Origin of the sequence: Paenibacillus xylaniclasticus (assembly GCF_004001065.1) — a bacterium.
Lineage (GTDB): Bacteria > Bacillota > Bacilli > Paenibacillales > Paenibacillaceae > Paenibacillus_T > Paenibacillus_T xylaniclasticus.
Window position 1 is genome coordinate 49,583 of sequence record NZ_BIML01000011.1, and the last position, 23,173, is coordinate 72,755.

Annotated in this window: 17 protein-coding genes; 6 read left to right on the top strand and 11 right to left on the bottom strand. The window is 52.2% G+C overall.

The window, feature by feature from the left end:
- Positions 1 to 24 precede the first annotated feature (24 nt).
- Complete coding sequence (locus tag PXY01_RS13480) at positions 25 to 1,842, bottom strand: B12-binding domain-containing radical SAM protein (RefSeq protein ID WP_127570540.1); 1,818 nt, start codon at positions 1,840 to 1,842, stop codon at positions 25 to 27.
- Between the two features lie 232 nt (positions 1,843 to 2,074).
- Here PXY01_RS13480 and PXY01_RS13485 point away from each other — a divergent pair, with 232 nt between their 5' ends.
- A complete protein-coding gene (locus PXY01_RS13485; protein ID WP_127570541.1) occupies positions 2,075 to 2,974 on the top strand; it encodes a hypothetical protein in 900 nt (299 codons plus the stop codon).
- A 201-nt stretch (positions 2,975 to 3,175) separates the two neighbouring features.
- Here the strand turns inward: PXY01_RS13485 and PXY01_RS13490 are convergent, their stop codons facing one another.
- Positions 3,176 to 4,723 (bottom strand): stalk domain-containing protein, encoded by a 1,548-nt coding sequence (locus PXY01_RS13490; protein WP_127570542.1) that lies wholly within the window; start codon positions 4,721 to 4,723, stop codon positions 3,176 to 3,178.
- A 361-nt stretch (positions 4,724 to 5,084) separates the two neighbouring features.
- Between PXY01_RS13490 and PXY01_RS13495 the strand changes: the two genes are divergently transcribed.
- Together PXY01_RS13495 and PXY01_RS13500 are read left to right on the top strand one after the other, a co-directional pair.
- Positions 5,085 to 5,921 (top strand): hypothetical protein, encoded by an 837-nt coding sequence (locus PXY01_RS13495; RefSeq protein ID WP_246027925.1) that lies wholly within the window; start codon positions 5,085 to 5,087, stop codon positions 5,919 to 5,921.
- Positions 5,922 to 6,054: 133 nt separating this feature from the next.
- The gene (locus PXY01_RS13500) at positions 6,055 to 6,660 is read left to right on the top strand and encodes a DUF2087 domain-containing protein (protein WP_127570543.1); all 606 of its coding nucleotides are present in this window, start codon (positions 6,055 to 6,057) and stop codon (positions 6,658 to 6,660) included.
- Between the two features lie 88 nt (positions 6,661 to 6,748).
- Here PXY01_RS13500 and PXY01_RS13505 read toward each other — a convergent pair whose 3' ends face one another.
- The 6 genes from PXY01_RS13505 to PXY01_RS13530 all read right to left on the bottom strand — a co-directional run bounded on the left by PXY01_RS13505 (position 6,749) and on the right by PXY01_RS13530 (position 14,489).
- On the bottom strand, positions 6,749 to 7,579 hold the full coding sequence (locus PXY01_RS13505; RefSeq protein ID WP_127570544.1) for a sugar phosphate isomerase/epimerase family protein: 831 nt from the start codon (positions 7,577 to 7,579) through the stop codon (positions 6,749 to 6,751).
- Between the two features lie 55 nt (positions 7,580 to 7,634).
- A complete protein-coding gene (locus tag PXY01_RS13510; RefSeq protein WP_127570545.1) occupies positions 7,635 to 9,257 on the bottom strand; it encodes a response regulator transcription factor in 1,623 nt (540 codons plus the stop codon).
- A 168-nt stretch (positions 9,258 to 9,425) separates the two neighbouring features.
- A complete protein-coding gene (locus PXY01_RS13515) occupies positions 9,426 to 10,730 on the bottom strand; it encodes an ABC transporter substrate-binding protein (RefSeq protein WP_127570546.1) in 1,305 nt (434 codons plus the stop codon).
- Between the two features lie 119 nt (positions 10,731 to 10,849).
- Complete coding sequence (locus PXY01_RS13520; RefSeq protein WP_127570547.1) at positions 10,850 to 12,601, bottom strand: sensor histidine kinase; 1,752 nt, start codon at positions 12,599 to 12,601, stop codon at positions 10,850 to 10,852.
- Positions 12,602 to 12,672: 71 nt separating this feature from the next.
- On the bottom strand, positions 12,673 to 13,518 hold the full coding sequence (locus PXY01_RS13525; protein ID WP_127570548.1) for a carbohydrate ABC transporter permease: 846 nt from the start codon (positions 13,516 to 13,518) through the stop codon (positions 12,673 to 12,675).
- Positions 13,515 to 14,489 (bottom strand): carbohydrate ABC transporter permease, encoded by a 975-nt coding sequence (locus PXY01_RS13530; protein ID WP_127570549.1) that lies wholly within the window; start codon positions 14,487 to 14,489, stop codon positions 13,515 to 13,517. The genes PXY01_RS13525 and PXY01_RS13530 overlap by 4 nt, the downstream gene beginning before the upstream one ends.
- Before the next feature lie 250 nt (positions 14,490 to 14,739).
- On the opposite strand from PXY01_RS13530, the gene PXY01_RS13535 reads away from it, so the two are divergent.
- The 3 genes from PXY01_RS13535 (at position 14,740) to PXY01_RS13545 (ending at position 18,791) form a co-directional block, all read left to right on the top strand.
- Positions 14,740 to 16,695, top strand: coding sequence for an asparagine synthase-related protein (locus PXY01_RS13535; protein ID WP_127570550.1), 1,956 nt, complete (start codon positions 14,740 to 14,742; stop codon positions 16,693 to 16,695).
- A 27-nt stretch (positions 16,696 to 16,722) separates the two neighbouring features.
- On the top strand, positions 16,723 to 16,902 hold the full coding sequence (locus PXY01_RS13540) for a paeninodin family lasso peptide (protein ID WP_127570551.1): 180 nt from the start codon (positions 16,723 to 16,725) through the stop codon (positions 16,900 to 16,902).
- A gap of 77 nt (positions 16,903 to 16,979) precedes the next feature.
- Positions 16,980 to 18,791 (top strand): ABC transporter ATP-binding protein, encoded by a 1,812-nt coding sequence (locus PXY01_RS13545; RefSeq protein WP_127570552.1) that lies wholly within the window; start codon positions 16,980 to 16,982, stop codon positions 18,789 to 18,791.
- A gap of 232 nt (positions 18,792 to 19,023) precedes the next feature.
- Here the strand turns inward: PXY01_RS13545 and PXY01_RS13550 are convergent, their stop codons facing one another.
- The 3 genes from PXY01_RS13550 to uxuA all read right to left on the bottom strand — a co-directional run bounded on the left by PXY01_RS13550 (position 19,024) and on the right by uxuA (position 23,171).
- The gene (locus PXY01_RS13550) at positions 19,024 to 21,099 is read right to left on the bottom strand and encodes an alpha-glucuronidase family glycosyl hydrolase (protein WP_127570553.1); all 2,076 of its coding nucleotides are present in this window, start codon (positions 21,097 to 21,099) and stop codon (positions 19,024 to 19,026) included.
- A 130-nt stretch (positions 21,100 to 21,229) separates the two neighbouring features.
- Positions 21,230 to 22,084, bottom strand: a complete 855-nt coding sequence (locus PXY01_RS13555) for an SDR family oxidoreductase (RefSeq protein WP_127570554.1) — start codon at positions 22,082 to 22,084, stop codon at positions 21,230 to 21,232.
- A 1-nt stretch (position 22,085) separates the two neighbouring features.
- Entirely contained in the window at positions 22,086 to 23,171 is a 1,086-nt protein-coding gene (uxuA, locus tag PXY01_RS13560; protein ID WP_127570555.1) for a mannonate dehydratase, read from the bottom strand.
- Positions 23,172 to 23,173 lie beyond the last annotated feature (2 nt).

Consider the following 23,173-nt stretch of genomic DNA (forward strand, 5'->3'; position numbering starts at 1 on the left):
TTCCAATAGGACAGCTCCTGTTTTTTACTCCGTTACCGAGTGCGGCGCAAGCGACGACTCGCCCCGGCCGATGCGAAGCGCATAAGGCTTGCCAGCCGCCGTCTCGCCTTGATAAATCATGACGATGAGCGAATCTGACGTCTTATCGATCTCCCGCACTGACCAATACCGCTCCAGATCGAACGGAACGCGGTCGATAACAGCGTGCTTGTGCAGCTCCTTATCCGCAAGACCGAGAGCAGCGAATCCACCCGAGACGTCCTGCGGTCGCTCGGACAGCCTTCTCATCCAGCCGCTCCACTCCGCCTTGTCCATAGCGAAATCCCACCATATTTTGCGCGGCTTATATTTGTGTTGAAGGAAATAATCGAGCTTCATGAGCCCAAGCGTGACCTCAAGATCGAGACGCCCTTCGGACGCTTCCGCCCCGCATTCGCTCAGGAACGACCACAGCCGGGAGAACAGATCCTCCAGCTGGTGGCCAATCCGCTGCCAGCCGCGCTCCTCCCAATAATCGCCGAACGATTGGAAGAAGTCGAACGGCGACGGAAATACACGCTCGACGAGATACAGCAGCGTATGGTCCATCCGGTGGGCATTCCAATATTTCTCCAGCACATCCTCGACCCGCTTAATCCGCACAATATCCGAGAATGGCAGCAGATCGTTGCCGAGAATTTCGTAAGGCGCACGCTCCATATAGGTGTAGCCGTACTTCTCTGCGTCGATGCGCATGCCCGTGCCGCGAAGCATCTTCAGAAAACCGAGCTGCAGCTCCTCCGGACGAAGTGCGAACACGTCATTAAACGTCTTGCGGAACGTATCATAGTCTTCATGCGGCAATCCGGCGATCAGATCAAGATGCTGGTCAATCTTGCCCGATTCCTTCACCTTCATAACGGTGCGCGTCAGCTTCGTAAAGTTCTGACGGCGCTTGACCGCCTCGTTCGTAATGTCATTCGTCGATTGCACACCGATCTCGAACCGGAAAATGCCTGGAGGCGCATGCTCCGCTAAATAATCAAGCACCTCGGGACGCATAATATCGGCCGTTATCTCGAATTGGAACACGCAGCCGCGATGGTTCTCGATCAGAAACCGGAACATCTCCAGCGCGTAATCGCGTTTAATATTGAACGTCCGGTCAACGAACTTGATCAGCTTCGCACCTTGATCGATCAAATAAATAATATCCGCCTTCGTCCGCTCAATATCGAAATAGCGGACACCAACTTCGATGCTCGACAAGCAGAACTGACAGCTAAACGGACAGCCGCGGCTCGTCTCAAAATAGACGACGCGGTTGCCGAGTGACGGGATGTCCTCGGCGAACCGATGCGGCGACGGCAGCGTCGCCAGATCAAGCTTCGGCCGACCAGGGTTCACGATAATCTCGCTCATCCCGTCCCGTTCTTTGCGGTAAGCTAGGCCGAAGACAAGATGATATTTGCGCGTGCCCGCAAGCTCTTGCAGCAAATGATGGAACGTCTCCTCCCCTTCGCCCACAACGATAAAATCGACCTGCGGGATGCGCTCCATCCAGAACTCGGTATCGTAGCTGACCTCCGGGCCTCCGAGCACAATCTTCACCTCAGGCAATACTTTACGCAGCATATCGATCACGATGATCGTCTCTTCAATATTCCAAATATAGCAGGAGAAGCCGACGACGTCCGGACGCCGGGCGAATAGATCCGATACGATGTTCATCGCCGGGTCCTTGATCGTGTATTCTGCAATCTCGATATTCGGAAAATCTTTCACCGCGAACGCCTTCAAGCAGCGAAGCGCCAATGAGGTGTGTATATACTTGGCATTAAGCGTCGCCAATACGATATTCATAACGTACAAAATCCTCTCTCATCGTTCAAAAATACGTGTCAAGCGCTATTGTACCATTTTTCGTGCGTGAAATAGAAGAGAGGACGTCTATTCCCAATTGGTGCCGCAAATGTTCTAAAGAGCCGACAACAAGCTTCGACAGCCTTTCCTTGTCGATTGCGATACGATATGGACAAGCCCAAGAGGCACTCATTCGAGAGCTGCCTCGAATATCGCTGAAGGAGGCCTTGCCGTGTTGGAACGTGAATGGACGGAGAAGGAGCCGGTAATGTCGGAGTGGACGCATCAGAACGAGACGAAGAAGGAACCGTTGAACGCCGATCAGCCTCCTAAGCTTTCTATGAAGCTGCTGTATGGAATGATACAAGAGCTGAAGCAATATAGCGAACGACTGTCCGCCAGGCTCGATGAATTCGAGGTTTACTTAATCCAAGTACAGGCTGCCCGCGCACAGCTGGAGGCAAATGCCGCGTCGACAATCGCCAAGACGAAGCTGAGCGAAACGATCGTACAATCGAGCCAGGACGCGAAAGCAGCTGCTGCCCCTAACGCTGCATCAGATCAAGAGCAGCTGGCAGCAGCCTCTGAAGGTAATTCTTCATCACAAGTGACGGCTGAGTCTGTCGACGCTGTTGACGCTGTTGACGCTGTTGCTGTTGAACGCGCTTATCCTCAGCCGGATTCATCGTCAGTCGAACCTACTGCTTCGTTCGCCGCCGATGAGCCGGTTGAGCGGCAAGAGGTCGCTTCACCTGTTCCTATCATCCCCGCTGTGATCGAAGCGGCGCCAGGTACTGAAGTCCAGCCGAGCGGAAGTATAAAGCCGATCAGTCATGAGACAGGCTCCGCCGACTTGATGACGCTCGCAATGGAAGTGATGGGACTAATGGATGACGAAGATGACGACGAAGATGGGTTAGATCCTGGCGAGGGGGTTAATCCGTTTAATCCAGACCGCTATGTATCCAGTTCATTAGCAAATGCAGCAGCCGATGCAAGACCCGAGCGGTTTGCGAATACAAGCTCCCTCGGCTCCGATCTATCTTCGCCTTTCTTCACTCCCCGCTCCCAGCGTCACCAAGGAAAGAAAAAATTTTTGAATCTATTCGGCTTCCGGACGCGCATCTCATAGCTTACCTATAATGAAGCGGCTGTAGTCTCAACAGGTTGGACAGAAAACAATGGCTTGTTCTCTGTCCAGCCTTCTTCGCGCTTTGAACTGCACTTCATGCAGTTATGCAGATAAGCAGCACATTTCGATCTGCAACAAGGCTCAATTCCTGCAAAAAAAGGAGCTGCTCTAGCAGCCCCTCCCGAAAAATCCATATAATTGCTAACGAACGTCCAGCAACGCTGAATTCGCATTGCCTTGGTAGTTCAATATCGGATACTTAATGCGCCATTTGCCGTCTTCCGTTCTCGTCACTTCTCCCTGCTTATAGCCGCGAGGCTCGAAATCGACAACACGATCGAAGTTAATAATGATCCGAACCGTCTTATCGGTCAACCGCGTACGAATGTCATAGCCGGTCAGCAGCGCCCACTCGCCAAGCTGAGACTTCGACTTCTCGCCGTAGACCGTGTAGAACGAATAATCGATGGACGTCTCCATCGTAATCCAGCCGTCAAAGCCAGACGTCACGTTCCACTTGCCAAGATTCGCCACCTCATACGATGTCGCAATGCTGCTGTAGTTATCGTTCATAAACTTCGCAAGCTGTTCATCAGACAAGTTATCCAGCGTATCTGGAAGCTTCGACTTAATGAACGCAGGCACAGCATCAGGATTATCTTCCAGTTCCCCGACGATATCCCAGATGTTATATGCCGCTACAGCAAAGTTGGCATCCATATTCGTGTCATCCAGTCCGGAGGTCGTAATGCCGATCAGCTTGCCATATTGATCGAACAAGCCTCCGCCGGAGCTGCCGTGATCAATCGGTGCGCTAACTTGAATATATTGAACGCCGCCCTCAAAGAAAATGTTGCTGACAATCCCTTCAGTTGCCGTGTTCTGCATACCAAGCGGACTGCCGATTGCAAGGACCGGATCGCCTTTGTTCAGATCGAACGACCAAGATATTTCGACCGGATCGATACGAAGCGGGGATTTGGTCCGAATAACCGCAAGGTCCGTCTTCTCGTTAGCGACAACGACGCCTTCCACCTCGAACGTCCTGCCATATAACGTAATTACATCAGCCGATTGGGCTTCATTCATGACATGATAGTTGGTCAGTATCTCCCGCTCACCAATTACAACGCCGCTGCCCTGACCGATGTCAGTCGTAATCATGACGACCTTCTGATCGTTGAGCTCCACATTCTGGCTCGTCGTCAGAATGCTGTTCTTGCGATCCTGTTCCCGCTTTTCCTGCTCGGCCTTGCGAATCGCTTCTGAGGATCGAATGACGATTTGCCGCTTCTCAGCATTCCATTTCACTTCTGCGGAGAACGTCTCGCCCACGACTCGAAGCGGCACGAAGGTTGTACCGTTCTTCACTTGAACCGGAACGTCCAGCTTCACACTTGATCCGTTCACGACCGCCGTCTTCGCTCCGACCTGCAATGAAATCGTGGTCGAGCCTTTGCGCGCAATGATGGTCTTCGTGCTTTGAATCCATGTCACACTGGCGCCAAGTGCGTCGAAAATCGGTTTCATCGGCACAAGCGTCGTACCCCCCACCACATAAGGCGGCTGACTCAGCTTCAGCGTCTTACCGTCGAGCACAACTGAAATTGGCGTCTGCTCCGCAGCAGCAGAACCCGTCTTAGTCTGCGCTGCGGCATGTACGGTTGACACTGTGCCAGCTGCAGGAGCAAGCAGCAGCGCCGCTGCCAGCATTGGGGTCATAATCCATTTCGCTGCATGTAATTTCACGCTGATTATTCCTCCATATTTCTCCTAATTAACCTAGCTAGTCTATCCTATCATTTACAGGTACGAAATGCTAGGAATGAACCGTTAAATACGATCCTATTATGGGATTATACCAAATTTTGATGAAACGACCGTATAAAAATCTATTAAAGTTTAAAACTGAAGTAACCAACGATCAGATGTGCAAAATCTTGACAAAATTCAAAAAAACGCGTTATAGTTAAAAGCACATATGCAATTTACGCGTTGTTGCGATAGGGAAGCACCCTTCAAGCAGGTCGATTTCGGCCGGTTTGAAGGGTGCTTCTTTGCGTCTATACGATCGGAAATTGCTATGAATACGAGCATAGGAGGTAGAATGATGTCCAGCCACCGCATGTTAAGCAAGCTTCGGTTGCTATGCACGGCGCTTGCGGCAATCGGTATTGTATCCGCCCTTCTGCCGATGCCATCCGTCCATGCCGCCATTTATCAGCTGTCGTCGACATCAATGAAGCAGTTCGACCGCATCAAGGCGGCTTCTACACAAACCAATGCATCGAAGCTGCAGTCGCTGTACGACGATTTCCTTCAGTTACAGAGCGAGAACGCAGCTCGCGATGCCAAGCTGAAAGCGACCAGCAAGCAGAACGATGAGTATGAGTCGGCGCTGCGCAAGCGCATCTCATCGATCGACAAGGTGAAGATCGAACAGCTTGCCATCAAGGTACAGCAGACGAAAGACCGTTACCAGCCATTATTCAACCGTTATGCCGCTGCAACAGCCGAGCTGAAGGCGGCCAAGAAGCTTGGCGTCAAAGAGCTCACGGCAGCTGCCCAGCTTCAGAAAGATTTGCTTGAAATTTCCGTCAAAGCAGCCAAGGCGGACATCGCCAGCGCAGAGGCAGAGCTGAAGACGGCCAAATCGTCGGCGAGCGCCGCTATGAAGCGGCTGAGGAGCCAGCTGGATGCAATTAAGAAGGAAGAGCAGCGGATTACGCCCGAGCGCTCGGCGGTCAGCCAGCTTAATAAGCAGAAATCGGCAGAATGGAGCGATCTACTGTATGCCCTGCGAACCAATGATGCCGCAAGCGCGAAGAAGTCGTTAACAACGCTCGGTAATTTGCTGCGTGAACTGGCGGATAGACAGAAGAAAATAGTAGGATACGAGACTCGCATTACTGCGATCCTCGACAGTGTATCGAGTCAGTTGAAGTAGGCGGATGATCGTGAATGATACTCCTCTAATCCCCAGGTATTGACAATACTTGGGGGTTCGTATATATTAATTTTAACGAACATCTAATTAGATATACATTAAATTAAATATTAGGTGAGGAGGGAAGCTTGAAATGCAGCTCGATAAAGTCGTTCGTTATCATAAAGCGTTAGCTGATGCAACGAGACTTCGGATGCTCGTCCTGTTGGCGGACGGGGAACGTAACGGACTGGAGCTTTCGGAGAAGCTCGGCGTTACGCCGGCCACCGTCACGCATCATGCTGCGAAGCTGAGGGAAGCAAGCTTAATTCATGAACGCCGGGAGAAGAATACGATATATTTCTCGCTTAACCATTATTTCTTGAAGAGCAGCGCAGTCGCTGCAGTCGACTTCATCTATAGAGGCGCGAATGCGAGAGGAGAATTAAACGCGATGGACGCAGAACAGACTAAGCTCCGGGACTCGGTTATCCGGAACTTCATGACGAAGGAAGGCAGGCTGAAACAAATTCCAGCGCAGTTGAAGAAGAAGCTGATCGTGCTGGAGCATCTTGTCTCCGGACTGGAGAAGGGACGATCGTATACGGAGAAAGAGATCAACGAATATATCGGGCAGTATCACGACGACTATGCGACGATTCGGCGGGAATTCATTATGCACCAGTTCATGTTCCGAGAGAAGGAGCTGTATGAGCTGAATCCGCCGGAGCTGTGGGCGCGTTGGGAATCACTCGCGTGAAACGCCTGTACGTTGAATGTAGTGGACGGCGATGCACCTTCAACCGAGGCGGCCTATTCGTCCAACAGAGAAGTGACAGCGCCGTTCTCTATGAACGAATAACGGTGGCAATCCGCTCGATCCCTTCCCACACATCGCCCTCAGAGTCAAAAATAACGGATATCGGTGCAGTGCAGCCATTATCCGCTGCGATTGACAAGCTGCGCCGCAGCTCCTGTTCATCGAACGAGCCGTCCTCAAAGTAGACCGGCTTCGCATGAATCGTATGAGCAATCGGGGCACCGTAGGCGATAGCCGCCGCCTTCTCCCCAGGCAGCAGGTTCCCGAAATCAACAATCGTCTTCACGTTACCTCCCGCTGCTGCCATTACGGATTGCCAGCTTGACAGCGTCGAAGTCAGCTCGCGAAAATTTTCGGTCACGAGCTTCACGCCCCCGTTGTCCTGTCCGTATCGATAGAGTCGCTGAAGAGATGCCGCGCTTCGAGCAATCGCTCCAGTATCTCCCGCTGGCTGCTCGCCGGCGACAACTCTGACGGCCGATGCTCCCAGCCGAGCGGCAACGTCAATCCAGCCTTGAATGAACGCCTCGTCGGACGAACGACGGACCGGATCGGGAGATGAGAGATCCCCGTAATCGATCAACAGAGTATGCAGCGTGACACCGGCTGCCTCGAATGCCTCTCTAAGCTGCGTAATGTACGGCTCGTCTACCGCAGGTAAATGAAAGTGGCACAACTCCATGATATGAAATCCTCGATCTGCTGCCGCACTCGGAAGCTCCAGCAACGTAAGTGACGGTTTCTTATCCTCGACATGTATGACTTGTCTAGAGGTCGCCTCATCCCATACCGTCCAGATGCTCCGTCCAAGCAGCCGATGTACACTCCAAGTGCTAAGCGACAGCCGATCCTTCATCATTATCCCTCCCGTATCTATTTGTTCATCATCTTACAGTAACCCGCGCTAGGCGCGTTTACTTCACAAGCTCCGTAGGATTCATCCCCGTAAACTTCTTGAACAGGGTGCTGAAATACGGAACATTCTTGTAGCCCACCTGCTCTGCAACTTCATATACAAGCATCTTTCGCTCCATCAGCAGCTCCTTCGCTTTCTCGATCCGAACGCGCGTTAGGTAGTTATTGAACGTCTCCCCCGTCATATTCTTGAATATAATCGATAAGTAGTTGCGCGATATAAATACCTTGTCCGCGAGATCGGCAAGCGTCATATCCTCTGCGTAATGCTCGTGAATGTATTGGATCATAAAATCAACCGCTTGGCGGTGCTTGCTGTTGCCGCGCCATTCCCGACTTGTGCAGATGACGGCGATTTTATTTTTCAGCCATTCGCCAAGCTGCGCGGGCCGAGTCAGACCGGCAAGCTCCTCTGGCAGGTGAACGTCCCGGAACAGGTCGTCAAGCACCATACCAACATCATATAGGCTGTAGGCGAGTATCCCCCACAGCTCACTGGCTGTTCGTTGCAAATAATCCGGCGTTACATCCTGCATATTCTCCAGCCGGCCGATATAGTCGTCAACAATCTCATTGGCCAGAGATTGCTGTGACGTCTTCATCGCTCCTGTCAGCTCAGAATAAAACTTAACCGGACGCATCGCGGCAGATGACCCTTCATCCGCAGATGACCCGAACATATTCGTGTAAACCTCGTATCCTCCACTGACCGGATGCCGCTTCAGCTCGATCGCGCGGAATGCTTCCTCCGTCGAGTCCGGAATATCCCGCCAATCGGATTTGACCTTACCGATTCCAACTCGAATGATCAGCTTCAAATAATTCCTCATACTATCGATCAGCTTCTTGCCGACCTTCTCAAGCCGCTCCGCCGACTCCCGCTCCGTCAGCTCTTTCTGCGGATGCAGAACAAGTGCCGACCTCGTGCTGTGTAGCTCGATATATTCATATTGATCGGTATACTCACTTACAATTTCGTTGACGATATTGCCAATCGCGAATCGAAACAGATTCCAATCCGATAAAGACAGCTGACTGGCGCGTACATCGCGGACGACCTCAATACCGATAACCGCGTGCGAACTATTCCTCCAGTATCGGCAGTCTTCCGGCAGCAGCTCATCGGAACGGAACGCACGGTCAAGCGTACCCGATACAGCCGATTTCACCCATTCCTTCTCAATGAAGGGCTCGTACGCCATCAGCTTACGCTCCAGCTCATCCAGCCGAATGCGGCTTTCTTCCTCCGAAGCGAGCTGATCAAGCGCCCGGCCCAGTACTTCCTTGAGCGTGCTTAAGCTGACTGGCTTGGATAAGTAGTCAGCCACCTCCAGACGAAGCGCCTGACGCGCATACTCGAAATCCGAGTAGCCGCTAAGAATAATGATTTTGCCGCCGAACTTCGCTTCTCTCAGCCTCTCGATCATATCCAGCCCGTTCATGACAGGCATATAGATATCCGTCAAGACGATGTCGGGTTGAACGCGCTGAATCACTTCCAGACCGTCCACGCCATTCATCGCTTCACCGGCCCATTCTGCATTTAGTTCGTCCCACGGAATGGCTTGCTTCATCCCCTGGAGCACCTGCCGGTCATCGTCAATAATTACAATTTTCCACATCTATACCGCACTCCCGCCCTATCTTCAAGTCCCGCTTAACGCGTAATGTATGCCTCATCATACCACAAAACTTCTTGCTTTATGATGCAACAAGCCCCCGCAAATCCAAAATCCGGAAGGACTTTGCATTTACGGAGGCATACATTGCAATCGATATTCGATTATAAATTATTGATTTTCGTACTCTTCCGCAGCCGATTTCAGCTTATTGAACGCTTCTTCTGGCGTCACGCGACCGAAGCTCAGCTCATCGCGAACGAGTGCGAAGTCTTTATCGATAAAGTTCGTCCAGCCAGGTGCGCCTGTCGTGTACGTTTGACCGTCCGGCAGCGTTGCGTTAAGCAGCTCCAGACCAATTTTGTCCGCATCCGAGAGCGAATCAACAATCGATGCTGCGATGTCCGTGTTGACTGGCATACCGCGGTGCGTACCGAGAATTTGAGCAACTTCCGAATCGTTGAGGAACCAGTTAACGAATTTTTGCGCTTCCTCTGCATTTTTCGAGTTCGGCGAGATGCCGAAGAACATCGAAGGTTTCAGCCAGCCGCCTGCTTCAGCAGCGCGCGGCATCGTAACGAGTGCATATGCGCCTGGATTCAAGCTATCCCAAGAAGCGTAGTTGTTCGAGAACGACAGACGGAACAAAATTTTACCTGCTACCATCAGGTCAGCCGTCGGATCGAACTCTTTATCCGATGCGTTCAGGTCAGCCGGCGGCACGAGGCCGTCTTTGCGCAGTTGCTCGAATTTCGTTGTCCATGCAACGAACGTATCATGATCGATATTGAATTTGCCGTCATCCGTTACGACCGTACCTTTGCCTGCAGCATATTGATATGCGCTGTATGCGAAGTAGTCGCCTGCATAGTCTTTCGTGAAGTATTGCCCTTGCGGCAGCTTGCCTTTCAGAGAGTCAGCCAGTGCGAAGAAGTCATCCCACGTCCACCCGTTCTGAGGAGCTGTGGCGCCCGCTTTCTCAAGCGATGCTTTGTCATAAATCATGCCGTATGCTACGGAACCGAGCGGTACCGCATAGTTCTTGCCGTCGAATTGACCGATCGACAGCACCTTCGGATCCACTTTACTTACGTCAACACCTGTCAGTTCAGCCAGTTGACCGCGTTTTTGCCAATCGGACACCCAGCCCGGATCAAGCTGATAAATGTCTGGTGCATTTTTCGCTGCCGCTTGCGTGGACAGCTTATCGAGGTAACCGTCCATACCGGAGTATTCCGGCTCGAACGTTACGTTAGGGTTATTTTTGGTGTACAGCTCAAGCGCCTTCAATGTTGCTTCATGACGCGGTTGGGAGCCCCACCACATAATGCGCAGTTTGACTTTGCCGTCGCTGGACGAACTGTCAGCCGACGCCGTATCCGTTTCTTTATCCTTGGATCCACCGCACGCAGCCAGCGTGACGGACAGTGCGACAGTCATCATAACAGCTAGAGAACGCTTCCATTTGATCTTCATTTCATGCTCCCCCAATTTGCTTTATTGTGCACATGTCCATCTTAACAATTGCACAAGCACGTTAGTATAAGACAGATGCACAATTTATTTCGATATATTACGAAAATGAAAGCGCTATTTTACAGCCGACTTTTCTGATCCGGGCGGCATGTCCATTCCGGCAGCACGATGACAACTGCCGTGCCTCCAGACTCCCTATTCGATAATTCAATCGATGCCTGCTCGCCAAAATATGCAGCATACCGTTCCTTCACATTTCGTATGCCATAACCCCCGGTATGCCTTGACGGCGGACGATCCGATTTCGGCAGCATACCGGAGCCGTCGTCTTCGATAACAATGCACACTTTAGCGTCGTCCGTCCGTGTGATACGAATTGTAATGTGGCCGTGCATTCGTCCATGAAAGCCGTGCATAATCGAATTCTCGACGAACGGCTGAAGTGACATCTTCGGAATATACAACGCCCGCAGCTCCTGTGGAGCTTCAATCGAATAGGTGAGCCCTTCTTCCCACCGAAGCTGTTGAATTTCCATATAACATTCAACATGCTTCAATTCATCCTCAATCGTAATAAAGCTTTCGCCATGCGACAAACCGATCCGGAACATGCGCCCCATCAGCTCCAAAATACGGCTCATTCGATCGTGTCCCGCCGCTATCGCCATCCAGTTCAATTGATCGAGCGTATTATAGAGGAAATGTGGATTAATGTTAGCCTGCATCGCTTCAATCTCTGCGCGCCGCTGCTGCTCATATTGGACCTGCAGCGACTTGTACAGCTCCTCAATACGCTCGTTCTGCTTGCGGTATCCGTTGAACAGATAGCCGAACTCATTCTCATAGTCGCGCGGAAGCTCCGGCTTCGGACCGACGAACAGATAGCTGTTCATCGCTTCGACGAGCTGCTTGAGCGGCCTTGCAAACTGCTTGCTCAGCCAGAGCGTTAAGAACAGCGACAACACGAGCGCGCCAACGCCGATCAACCCGATAACAATCGCCAGCTTAAAGCTGCCTGCCGTAAGCTTGTGCCACGGTGTCACTTCGACCAGCATCCAGTTCGAATCCGGTAGACGGGAGTACACAATGAGCGAACCTCCGCCCCCCTCCTGCTTCCGAATGCGAAAATTGCCGGAGTTATCCTTCATCTTATCTTTCCATTCCGATAGCTGTGCTTCACCAGGCTCGTTGCCGATCGCCATTAATTGCTCCCCTGATGCATCGAGAATGGTCCGATTTACTCCGCTTGAATGTCCTGCGAGCAGCGAGCGAATGCTGTCAGCTTTAACATGGACGACAAGAAGGCCTACATTTTTATTATTATCCTCATTCATAATCGTACGCGCGAAGCTCAGCACGGCCACTTTGCCTTGAAAGCTATTAATGCTATGCTCGCCGGTCCATGCAAAATCGTTCTTCTTCAGCAATTGATTAAGCTGCTCCGCTTCATCGGAAGTGCGGTCCCGAAACTGAATATAGCTTTGCGAATCGCTGTAGAACGGTCGGTCCATGTACAGATCGATGCCGTGAATAATCGGAATCGAATAGGTCAAGGTTGCAAGCGACTCCTCGATTGCCTTGGAATTGCGGTAACGCTCAAATTGATCTTGACGACCCGACAAAAACCGGACAAGCTCATCATCGCGCGAGGTCGACAAAGAAATTTGCTCAATCGTCACAAGACGTGCCGACAGCTGGCTGTTAAGCTCGTCCAGCAGCCGCTGCTGATAGACCGAAGTGGAGTAGACGAGCTCCCGAGACGATATCGTGTAGCTGGCCCACACAGTTATAGCGAGTACGACTGCAATGAGACCGGCAAAGCTCATAAAGAACAGTCGATCAATCTTATATTTCTTGATCGGATTTCGCAACGGATATCCCCCTTAACGTGTAAAAAGACGACAAATTCGCGATTTCTCGTCGAATTTGCCGTCTTATCATCTTAGCCTTTAATACCTGTTGTCGCAATCCCCTCTACGAAATACTTCTGCAGGAAGCTGAATACGATCGTCGCTGGAACAATTGACACGAGCGACATCGCAAGCAGTTGTCCCCATTGCAGACCGGACTGCGAATCGTTAATCATCCGAAGCGCCAGGCCAACCGTATACTTGTCAACCGAGTTAATATACAGCAGGTGGCCGAGGAAGTCGTCCCAGTTCCAGAGGAAGCAGAAAATCGTAACCGTAACCAAGGCCGGCTTCGTCAGCGGCAGAACGACACGCCAGTAAATTCCCCACCAGGAGCAACCGTCGATCTTCGCCGCCTCATCGAGCTCCTTCGGCAATCCGCGGACGAATTGGATGAGCAGGAAGACGAAGAATGTACCGCCCGCGCCGGCTGCCAATGCATGCGGCACGATGAACGGCCAGTACGTATTGATCCAGCCGAATTGATGAAACATCGCATACTGCGGAATGATCAATACTTGACCCGGTAGCATCATCGTCATCATAAGCATTGAGAACCATAAATTTTTGAGCGGGAAGTCCAGACGGCCGAAGCCGAAAGCGACGAGCGAGCAGGATGCGAGCGTCGTCACGAGCACCGCGAGTTCAAGACCGAATGTATTGATATAGAAGTCGGTAAACGAATGACCCGGAATCGATTTCCAGCCGTCTGTAAAGTTGCTCCACTGCCATTGCTTCGGGAACAAATTCGGCGAACTTAAATCGGCATTCGTCTTGAACGCTGCGCCAATCCACCAGATGACGGGGTAAATCATAATCAAGCTGAAGATAATCATAAATACGTGTCGGGTCGCTTGTTTCCATCTAGATGTTATCATTTGCGTTTGCCCCTTCCCGTATCATTTTCATAGAATACCCAGTACTTGGACGACCAGGAGATCAGCACCGCTACGATAACGATCATCACAAGCATAATCCAAGCAAGAGCGGAAGCGTAGCCGAGCTGGTAACGTCCGAATGCGCGTTCATACAGGTAAAGCGCATACACATAAGTCGAGTTCATTGGTCCGCCGTTCGTAATGACGTAAGCGGAGGTAAACATTTGGAATGCGTTAATGACACCCATAATTAGGTTGAAGTAAATCGTAGGCGACAGCATAGGAAGCGTAACCTTCCAGAACTGCGTAAACTTGTTCGCGCCGTCTACCGAAGACGCCTCGTACAGATCAGCCGGAATTTGCTTCAAGCCGGCGAGGAAAATAACCATCGACGAACCGAACTGCCATACCGACAGCATAATGAGCGACCAGAGCGCTGTGTGCGGGTTCGTGATCCAGCCCGGAGCGTCAATCCCGATCGATGCCAGCATTTTGTTGAAGAATCCATCTACGCCGAAAATGTTGCGCCACAGCAGCGATACCGCGATGCTGCCGCCGATCAGCGACGGAAAATAGATAGCCGTGCGGTAGAAGGAAATCCCTCGTACAGCGCGGTTCAACACGATGGCTACGAGCAGCGCAGCAATCAGCTTAAGCGGCACGGAGCCGAGCACGAACAAGAACGTCACTTTGATCGATTGCAGGAATTTGTCATCGTGCATAATGATCCGGTCATAGTTTTTGAACCCGACCCATTTGATGTCTTCCATGAGCGTGTAGTTCGTGAACGAATAATAGAGAGAAAGCAGCATCGGATACAACGTCAGGCCGAAGAATCCAATGATCCATGGACTAATGAACAGGTAGCCAGCGATTGGAGCATCCCATCGTTTCAGCCATGAGCCCCGTTTCTTAATCGGCGGCGCCAGCGGCGCGCCCGTGTTCGATGCCGCATTAGCGGTACGGTTCATCGTATTGTTCACCCCTCAAGTATTTTCTGTAGAAGTCTCAGCTGTTCTATGTTCTCAAGTATATCGACACGCCTCGTTCGGCTAAAGGAGAGGAATGCTCGAATTCTTTTAAAATATTCCGAAAGTCGAATTTATTCGTCATGAATGAAAAGAGGGATTGCGTTTTTCATAATGGGCTGTATAATGATTTTAATGATACAAATTGTATCATAGATAAAATGAACTGCTGCATTAGTTCAGGAGGACGTCCATGAGCGTTATAGCAGGCATTATAACCGAACAAGATCCGGATGTAGCAGGCTTGAAGGAGCATGTCCTTCGCCTGATAGAGGCATGCAGCCACTGCCCCGCAGATGATATTCGATATTGGCATTCCAAGAAGCTTGTTCTGGGCAGCCGTAATCAATGGATAACCCCCGAATCGGTCAACGAAATACTGCCGCGTTACGACGCCAGCCTGCAGCTGGCGATCGCAGCGGATGCCATACTAGATAACCGAGAGCAATTGTTTAATAAACTGCACATTCCTGCTGAAGCTCGTCATGGGATGACAGACAGCGAGCTAATTATGCTCGCCTACACGAAGTGGGGACAGGACTCCCCTAAGCATCTAATCGGAGATTTCGTCTTCATACTGTGGGACGAGAAGCGGAATGAAATGTTCGGTGCTCGGGACTTGGCCGGCAGCCGGACGCTGTATTACTACCATGGGCCAGAGGCGTTCGCGTTCTGTTCCCTTCAGTCGCCTTTATTCGCCCTTCCCTATATACCAAAGCATTTAAATGAAAATTGGTTGGCTGAATTTCTGGCCATTCCGTTATCGATCGATTCCAGCGACGCCCACTCCACCGTCTACCGCCATATTCACCAAGTGCCGCCTGGTCACTCCATCACCTTATCAGAAGGCAGGCTGACGCTTAACCGCTACAGTACGTTCATCCCGAAGGAGCGGATTAGACTTAGCTCGGACCAAGAATACGAGGAAGCGTTCCGTGACATATTCCACAGCGCGGTCACATCCAAGCTCCGTACCCGCAAGCAGGTCGGCGCCACGTTAAGCGGCGGATTAGATTCCGGCAGCGTAGCGAGCTTCGCCGCACGCGCCCTGCAAAACCAAGGCAAGCGATTGTATACGTACAGCTCCGTTCCAGTGCCGAGCTTCGAGGATTGGACCGCACCGAATCTGGCACCGAATGAGCGATCTTACATTGAGGATGCGGTCGCGCATATCGGCAACATTGACAGCCGCTACTTAGATTTCGAAGGCCGCAGCCCGCTGACAGAAGTAGAGGATTGGCTCGATATTTTGGAGTCTCCTTACAAGTTTTTCGAGAATTCATTCTGGATCAAAGGCATCTACGAGCAAGCTAGCCGCCAAGACATCGGCATTCTCTTAACAGGAGCTAGAGGCAACAACTCGATCTCCTGGGGATCGATGGCTAGCTACTGCGCATACCTGCTAAGACGCTTTGCCTTACTCCGGTTCTACAGGCAAGCCACTCTGTTCAGCCGTCAGATGAGAATAAGGCGGTCGCGTCTGTTCCCGATGCTCGGCCGATTAGCTTTTCCGTCGGCTGCACAGCTGCCGTTCTTCAAGTCCTCGGATGCGTCGGCAATGCCCGTCGCTGCGATGATTCATCCTGATTTCGCGCAGCGAACAGACGTCTATACCCGTCTGCGGCATAAGAAGGCTTATCTTGAAGAAGCGCACGCAGGCTTTCAAGAGGAACGTGAGCAATATTTCGATGACCTTGCCGTCTTTAATCTCCAAGGGACGTCAAGCGCCAAGCTGTCGGCCCGATACGGCATATGGGAGCGCGATCCGACCGCAGATGTACGTGTCGTTCGCTTCTGCTTGTCGATTCCGCTGGAGCAATTCGTGAAGAACGGGATTAGCCGATCATTAATTCGAAGATCAACCGCCGGCTACTTACCTGATCAGATAAGACTTAATCAGCGGATTCGCGGCGTCCAAGCAGCCGACTGGATGCACCGCATCATTCCGGATTGGCCGCTTCTGTTAGACGAGATCGGCAGGCTGTGCCGCGACCCTCTCGTGTCATCATATCTTAACGTCTCGGCGATTCGGCAATCATGGGAAACCGTTCGCAGCATGTCTCCTAAGCCTGCATTAGCGGCTGATCCGAACGTCATTTTTCTAATGCGCTGCCTTATCGTTTCACGCTTTTTGAGGCGTTTCGCTTAATCAGTTCACTGAAAGGAGGTGAATACGATGAGAAAATCGTGGGAAGCACCGAAATTGGATACTCTTTCCGTCAAGGAGACGATGCTCGGTACGGGCTGGAAGCAAGTGGACTGGACGTTTATCGGCGGCCAACTGGATATCGACTTAACGGACAGTCCGGAGCCAGGCAGCAACACAGGCCCTATTCCACCGGAATACTTCTCGTAATTCATACTTAAACGGCATATCGCCCTTATACAATCAGATCGTATAAGGGCGATTCGTGTAAAGGAGCGCCACCGTCTATGAAGCCATTCCTCTGGCTGCTGAAGCAGCTTCATACCTATGCTGGATTTCGGCTGTATGTGAACGTCATAGCCATGACCCTCGTTGAGATCGTGAACGGCGTCGGGCTGTTGATGTTAATCCCGATGCTTCATTATATTGGTCTTTCCAGCCTTAACATCGACAACATTCCGCTCATCTCTCCTGCGGTTGATATACTGCAGCAACTGACGGGACCGGTCAATCTGACGATCATTCTCGCCTTCTATCTCCTGCTTACCGTAGGCCAATCGTTGTTCCAGCAGCAGCAAGCGCTGTTCGATGCCCGGATTCAGCAAGGTTTTATGGGGCAGCTCCGCGTCAAAACGTATCAACTGCTGCTGCATGCCGATTGGACCTTCTATCTTAAAGGCAGACGATCGGATTACCACCATATCATGACGACGGAGCTCGGGCGCGCCGGACAGGGCGTAAGCATTGCGCTTAGTCTCATGTCGGCGGCCATCTTCACGGGGATCCAAATTGCGATTGCATTCGCAGCATCGGCAAAGCTAACTGCGCTCGTACTCATTGGCGGACTAGCGCTTATGCTCTTCTCCCGGCGGAGCGTCTTAAAGGCCCGGCGGATCGGCGGACAGACGACCGAGCTGTGGCAAAGCTATTTCGCAGGCGTCACCGACCAGCTCGGCGGCATGAAGGACATCAAAAGCAATCGGCTGGAGGCCGTACACTTGAACTGGTTCCAACAGCTGTCCCGCCAAATGGAGAACAACTCTATTCGTTTCAAAAAACTGCAGATGAACACTCAGCTGCTGTTCAATACGGTATCCGCTCTGCTGCTCGTCTCCTTCATCTATGTCTCCGTCCAGCTGCTCCATTCAGGCATCGAACAGCTAATGCTTGTCGTTCTCGTGTTCACGCGGCTATGGCCGCGGTTCATGTCGATTCAAAGTAATGTTCAGCAGCTTGTATCCGTTCTCCCGGCCGTTCATCGGCTGAATATGCTGCAGCTTGAATGCGAGAAGGCAAAGGAAAGCTTACCGCACATGAATGCCGACGATTGTACGCCTCTGCCGATCAGGCGCAGCATCGAGTGCCGGGATGTCAGCTTCCGATATGACCAGGATGTGTCCGACTATGCGCTTCAACGCATTCAATTAACGATTCCGGCGAACGAAACAACCGCTGTCGTAGGTAAATCCGGCGCTGGGAAAAGCACGTTAATCGATCTAGTCATCGGCTTGCTGCGGCCTGAGCAAGGCGATATCGCAGTGGACGGGATACCGATTACGGAGCAGAACGTGTCTGCACTTCGGAAATCGGTCAGCTATGTGCCGCAGGAGCCTTTTCTGTTCAACGCAAGCATCCGAGACAATCTGCTTATGCTGAAGCCAGACGCATCCGAAGAGATGCTGTGGGAAGCGCTCCGATTCTCCGCCGCAGACGAATTCGTCAACCATTTGCCGGACGGCATCGATACGATCATCGGAGATCGGGGCACCCGGCTGTCGGGAGGCGAGCGGCAACGGATCGTCTTGGCGCGCGCGATCTTGAAGAAGCCTTCAATCCTGGTATTGGATGAGGCAACAAGCTCGCTCGACAACGAGAACGAGGCCCATATTCAAGCTGCACTGGACCGGCTGAAGGGGACGATGACGATCATCATCATCGCCCACCGGCTGTCGACGATCCGCAATGCGGATCAGGTCGTCGTGCTGGAAGGCGGCCGCATCGTTCAGCAAGGCGGATACCAACAGCTGTGCCGAGACGCAGCAGGCCCGTTCAAGCTGCTGCTGGACTATCAGTTGGAGCCTGGCAGTGTGGCGCAGTAGTCGCTCGGTCGGCCCATTCGCTCGCATGGGCTCCGCGTAAGTGCCTTTCGGCACCTATTTCTCGCGCTCACGCCCGATCGACGCTCCATAAGTGCCTTTCGGCACTTATCTCATCCCACTCGCCCACACGCTCGCCGCTCCAGTATGGGAATGGATTGTCACTTATGCCTATACTCGAAACTACAACAAAAAAAGCCCCGGCTCATAGAAAGCCGAGGCTTGCTGTAATGCATTAATAAATTTTCCGGCCGTGATCGTCGTTAATGCCCGATTTGCGGAAGAAGTATGTGTTGATCATATCGCGCCATTCCTTCGAATGCTCCGCTTGCTCTGCCAGCTTAGCTGCACCGATGCGGAATGTCTCTGGCTCGATCAGCCCTTCGAGGCTATTCCAGCGCTCAAGCAGCGTCGCTGCGCGCTCGACCCCTTCGAAGTGAGTATCGTAAATGTGTTGAATGACCGTTTTACCCGAGTGCAGCACATGCGTGTACGGAACATGGTGGAAGAACAGCAGCAGCTCATCCGGACAAGTCTCCAACGAATTGAACTTAGCTGCGTTAGGTCCCATGTATTGATGCGAATAGCCCGTACCCGTTTCGACCGTGCGGTCGACGCCGATGCCGTGGCAATCTGCAAAATGGTACGTACCCCACTTCGAATACTCGTAACCGTCCACGTTCGGGCCGTAGTGATGGTCAGGATTAACCATCCAGCCTACTCCGAGCGGTGCCGTATACGATTCGTAGATGCTCCAGGAATCCATCAGCATGCTAACGATCGTACGGATGACTCGTTCATCGCTTCCGAACGTTTGCTTCGTCCACTCGATGGCAATCTCCTCAGCAGACAGCTCCGGATTCCAAGCCAGGCGGCCATAGCCGTACAAGTTGGCCTGCGACATCGGATGGGACGTCCAGTTGTTGCTGTCACCAATGTTCGATACCGCTGCGAAGCCGCTGTACTTGTAGCCGTAAATCGTACCGTCCACGACGCGTTTAACGTAGGAGCCTTCTCCTCTCGCATACGTATCGAATTCCAGCACTTCTTTCCATTGCGGCACGAGATAGCACATATGGCGGGCTTGTCCCGTATATTCCTGAGCAATCTGGAACTCCATCATGCTGTTCGTATGCTCAAGCGCACCGAACAACGGCGACACCGGCTCGCGTACTTGGAAGTCCATCGGACCGTTCTTAATTTGCAAAATAACGTTGTCCATAAACCGTCCGTCAAGCGGCTTGAAGTGATCGTATGCCGCGCGTGCACGGTCTGTGGAACGGTCGCGCCAGTCCTGCTTGCAGTTATAAACGAAGCAGCGCCAAATAACGAGACCGCCGTATGGCTTCAGAGCCTCAGCCAGCATATTCGAACCGTCTGCGTGATCACGGCCGTACGAGAATGGACCAGGACGGTTCTCCGAATCGGCTTTCACCAAATAGCCGCCGAAGTCCGGAATCGCTTTATACAGCTCTGCCGTCTTATCCTTCCACCACTGACGTACGTCTTCGTCGAGCGGATCAGCCGTCGACAAGCCGCCGACTTCAATCGGGCTCGCAAAGTTAATGCTCAAGAACAGCTTAATCGCATAACGGCGCAGAATCGCAGCGATACGCGTAATAGCCGGCAGGAAGCGCTCGGTAACAAACATCGTCTCGTACTTATGTACGTTAACGTTGTTAATCGAGATCGCGTTAATGCCCGTCGATGCCAGCAGACGCGCATAATCTTCGATCCGGCCCATGTCGCTCACAATTTCATTATCTTTATAGAAAATCGATTGGCCCGCATATCCACGCTCAATGCTGCCATCAATATTGTCCCATTGGTTAATCATGCGGATGCTGTTAACCGGACGTTCGAGAATATCGAGATCGTCCAGCGATGAGCCCGCCGCAATCAATCGGATAAGATGGAATACACCGTACAGAACGCCTGCAGGCTTCTCCGCACCGATCGCTACGATGCCGCTTGCTGCGTCCGTTCTGATCGCGAAGCCTTCATCCCCTGTTGCAGGCTGGCCGTCATGACCGAACACACGGTCAACACCCGGGTTACCGCCGCCGAACGTACCAATGGCGATACAGCCGCCCGTACCGCCCGCTTCTTCCGAGATGACAGGAGATCGGCCGAGCATTTCACAGAGTGCCCAATTTAATTCTGCTGCCGCAGACAGGACGACCTCCGCCGATTCTGTTACAAGAATCCGTCCGCTGAAGCGACCAAGCGCCACAAGACGATCGTTCGCTGGCAGCTGACGGTAATCGAGCCAAGCTTCATAGCCCCCGCTGCGTTTCGTTCTTTCGCTCATATCGACAATCCTCCTCTAATTCAACAGAACTGCCTTCGGCTGTCGCCTTCTGGCAGCGTAGTTCAATCGCGGTCGTGCCGCATATCTTATAGCTCTTGCTGTCGAAGCTGCAACTTACGACTCCAGATAATTAAACGCCGGAGTAAGCCAGGAAGCCGCCGTCGACAGGTACAACGATACCGGTAACGAAGCCGGACATCGTCTCGTCGCACAGCCAGAGCAGCGCACCGAGCAGATCCTCTGGTTTGCCGAATCGGCGCATTGGCGTATGCGAAATGATTTTGTGCGAGCGCGGCGTCAAAGAGCCGTCCTCATTCTTAAGCAGCTTATAGTTCTGCTCTGTAACGAAGAAGCCTGGCGCGATCGCATTAACGCGAATGCCTGCCTCAGCAAGATGGACCGCCAGCCATTGGTTGAAATTCTCGATCGCTGCTTTCGCCGCACTGTACGCTGGAACTTTCGTCATCGGCGAAGGCGCGCTCATCGACGAAATGTTGATGACCGAGACACCCTCGCGTCCGAGCATTTGCTTCGCAAACTCCTGCGTCGGAATGAGTGTGCCGACGAAGTTCAAGTCAAGCACGTTGCGGAACCCTTGAATGCTCAGGTCGAAGAATGACGTGACGTCCGGGTTCGCCATATCTTCAGGGGAGAACGTCTCATTCGTCGTGTTGGCGCTTGGGTGATTGCCGCCTGCGCCGTTAATCAGAATGTCGCACGGACCGAGCTTGGCAAGCACTTCTTTTGCTGCATGCGCAACGCTGTCTGCGTCCGTTACATCGCAGGAAATCGCAATCGCGGTGCCGCCTGCTTCGCGGATTTCTGCAACAACCTCCTCGCCCTTGGACAACGTCCGGTTCAGAATGGCAACTCGTGCTCCTTGACGTGCCAATTCTTTGGCCATCACACGGCACAGTACGCCTGCTCCGCCTGTTACGACGACAACTTTGCCTGCAATTGCAGGGAATAAGTTCGTTGTTGCCATCTTAATTCACCGATCCTTTCGCAGCTTCCAGCGTTCTGCGGTGGCTGTCCCATACGCCCCACAAGTACATAATGCCTAACGCGCGGTCGTATAGGCCGTAGCCCGGACGACATTGCTCATCCCAAATATGGCGGCCGTGGTCCGGACGCGCGAAGCCTTCGAACCCTTCTTCGGCGAAAGCCTGTACAATGCCGGCAATATCAACCGAGCCGTCCTGCGTCCGGTGCGACGTCTCGACGAAATCGCCATTGTCGTAAATACGAACGTTGCGGATATGCGTAAATGGAATGCGATCAATAAATTCATGCACCATCGACACGATATCGTTCGCCGGATTCGCGCCAAGCGATCCACTGCACAGCGTTATGCCGTTATACGGACTGTCATGCAGCGCGAGGAAGCGGCGAATATTGTCTTGGCTCGTAATGATGCGCGGCAGACCGAAGATCGGCCATGGCGGATCGTCCGGGTGGATTGCCATTTTGATATCGTGCTCGGCAGCAACCGGAATAATCTCATCCAAGAAATATTTGCAGTTCGCCCATAGATCCTCTTGGGTAACGCCCTTATAGGCTTCGAACAGCTTCGTCAGATGTGCGAGACGTTCTGGCTCCCAGCCCGGCATTGTCAACGCAGAGTTTTTATTAATCTCTTTCACGAGATCGAATGGATCGATGTCGGCAATACGGCTTTTCTCATAGAACAGCGCCGTCGAGCCGTCCTCCAGCTCCTTATGCAGATCAGTGCGCAGCCAGTCGAACACAGGCATAAAGTTATAACAAATGACCTTGACGCCGACTTGAGCGAGCTTGGCAATCGTCTTCTTATAGTTGTCGATGTAGAGATCGCGCGTTGGCAATCCGAGCTTAATATCCTCATGAATGTTGACGCTTTCAACGACCTTTATATGCAGCCCGGCGCGGTCAGCCTGCTCCTTGACGGCCATTATTTTGTCCATTGGCCATTCTTCGCCTGCTGGAACGTCATGCAGCGCCCATACGATGCCTTCCACGCCCGGGATTTGACGGATTTGATCAAGCGATACGGTGTCGTTGCCTTCACCGAACCAGCGGAATACCATTTTCATTC

What these genes read in the sequence shown, in the direction of transcription:
- PXY01_RS13480 (WP_127570540.1), bottom strand. Translation starts at nt 1,842, where the DNA reads ATGAATATCGTATTGGCGACGCTTAATGCCAAGTATATACACACCTCA.
- PXY01_RS13495 (WP_246027925.1), top strand. Translation starts at nt 5,085, where the DNA reads ATGTCCAGCCACCGCATGTTAAGCAAGCTTCGGTTGCTATGCACGGCG.
- PXY01_RS13500 (WP_127570543.1), top strand. Translation starts at nt 6,055, where the DNA reads ATGCAGCTCGATAAAGTCGTTCGTTATCATAAAGCGTTAGCTGATGCA.
- PXY01_RS13505 (WP_127570544.1), bottom strand. Translation starts at nt 7,579, where the DNA reads ATGATGAAGGATCGGCTGTCGCTTAGCACTTGGAGTGTACATCGGCTG.
- PXY01_RS13510 (WP_127570545.1), bottom strand. Translation starts at nt 9,257, where the DNA reads ATGTGGAAAATTGTAATTATTGACGATGACCGGCAGGTGCTCCAGGGG.
- PXY01_RS13515 (WP_127570546.1), bottom strand. Translation starts at nt 10,730, where the DNA reads ATGAAGATCAAATGGAAGCGTTCTCTAGCTGTTATGATGACTGTCGCA.
- PXY01_RS13525 (WP_127570548.1), bottom strand. Translation starts at nt 13,518, where the DNA reads ATGATAACATCTAGATGGAAACAAGCGACCCGACACGTATTTATGATT.
- PXY01_RS13530 (WP_127570549.1), bottom strand. Translation starts at nt 14,489, where the DNA reads ATGAACCGTACCGCTAATGCGGCATCGAACACGGGCGCGCCGCTGGCG.
- PXY01_RS13535 (WP_127570550.1), top strand. Translation starts at nt 14,740, where the DNA reads ATGAGCGTTATAGCAGGCATTATAACCGAACAAGATCCGGATGTAGCA.
- PXY01_RS13540 (WP_127570551.1), top strand. Translation starts at nt 16,723, where the DNA reads ATGAGAAAATCGTGGGAAGCACCGAAATTGGATACTCTTTCCGTCAAG.
- PXY01_RS13545 (WP_127570552.1), top strand. Translation starts at nt 16,980, where the DNA reads ATGAAGCCATTCCTCTGGCTGCTGAAGCAGCTTCATACCTATGCTGGA.
- PXY01_RS13550 (WP_127570553.1), bottom strand. Translation starts at nt 21,099, where the DNA reads ATGAGCGAAAGAACGAAACGCAGCGGGGGCTATGAAGCTTGGCTCGAT.
- PXY01_RS13555 (WP_127570554.1), bottom strand. Translation starts at nt 22,084, where the DNA reads ATGGCAACAACGAACTTATTCCCTGCAATTGCAGGCAAAGTTGTCGTC.
- uxuA (WP_127570555.1), bottom strand. Translation starts at nt 23,171, where the DNA reads ATGAAAATGGTATTCCGCTGGTTCGGTGAAGGCAACGACACCGTATCG.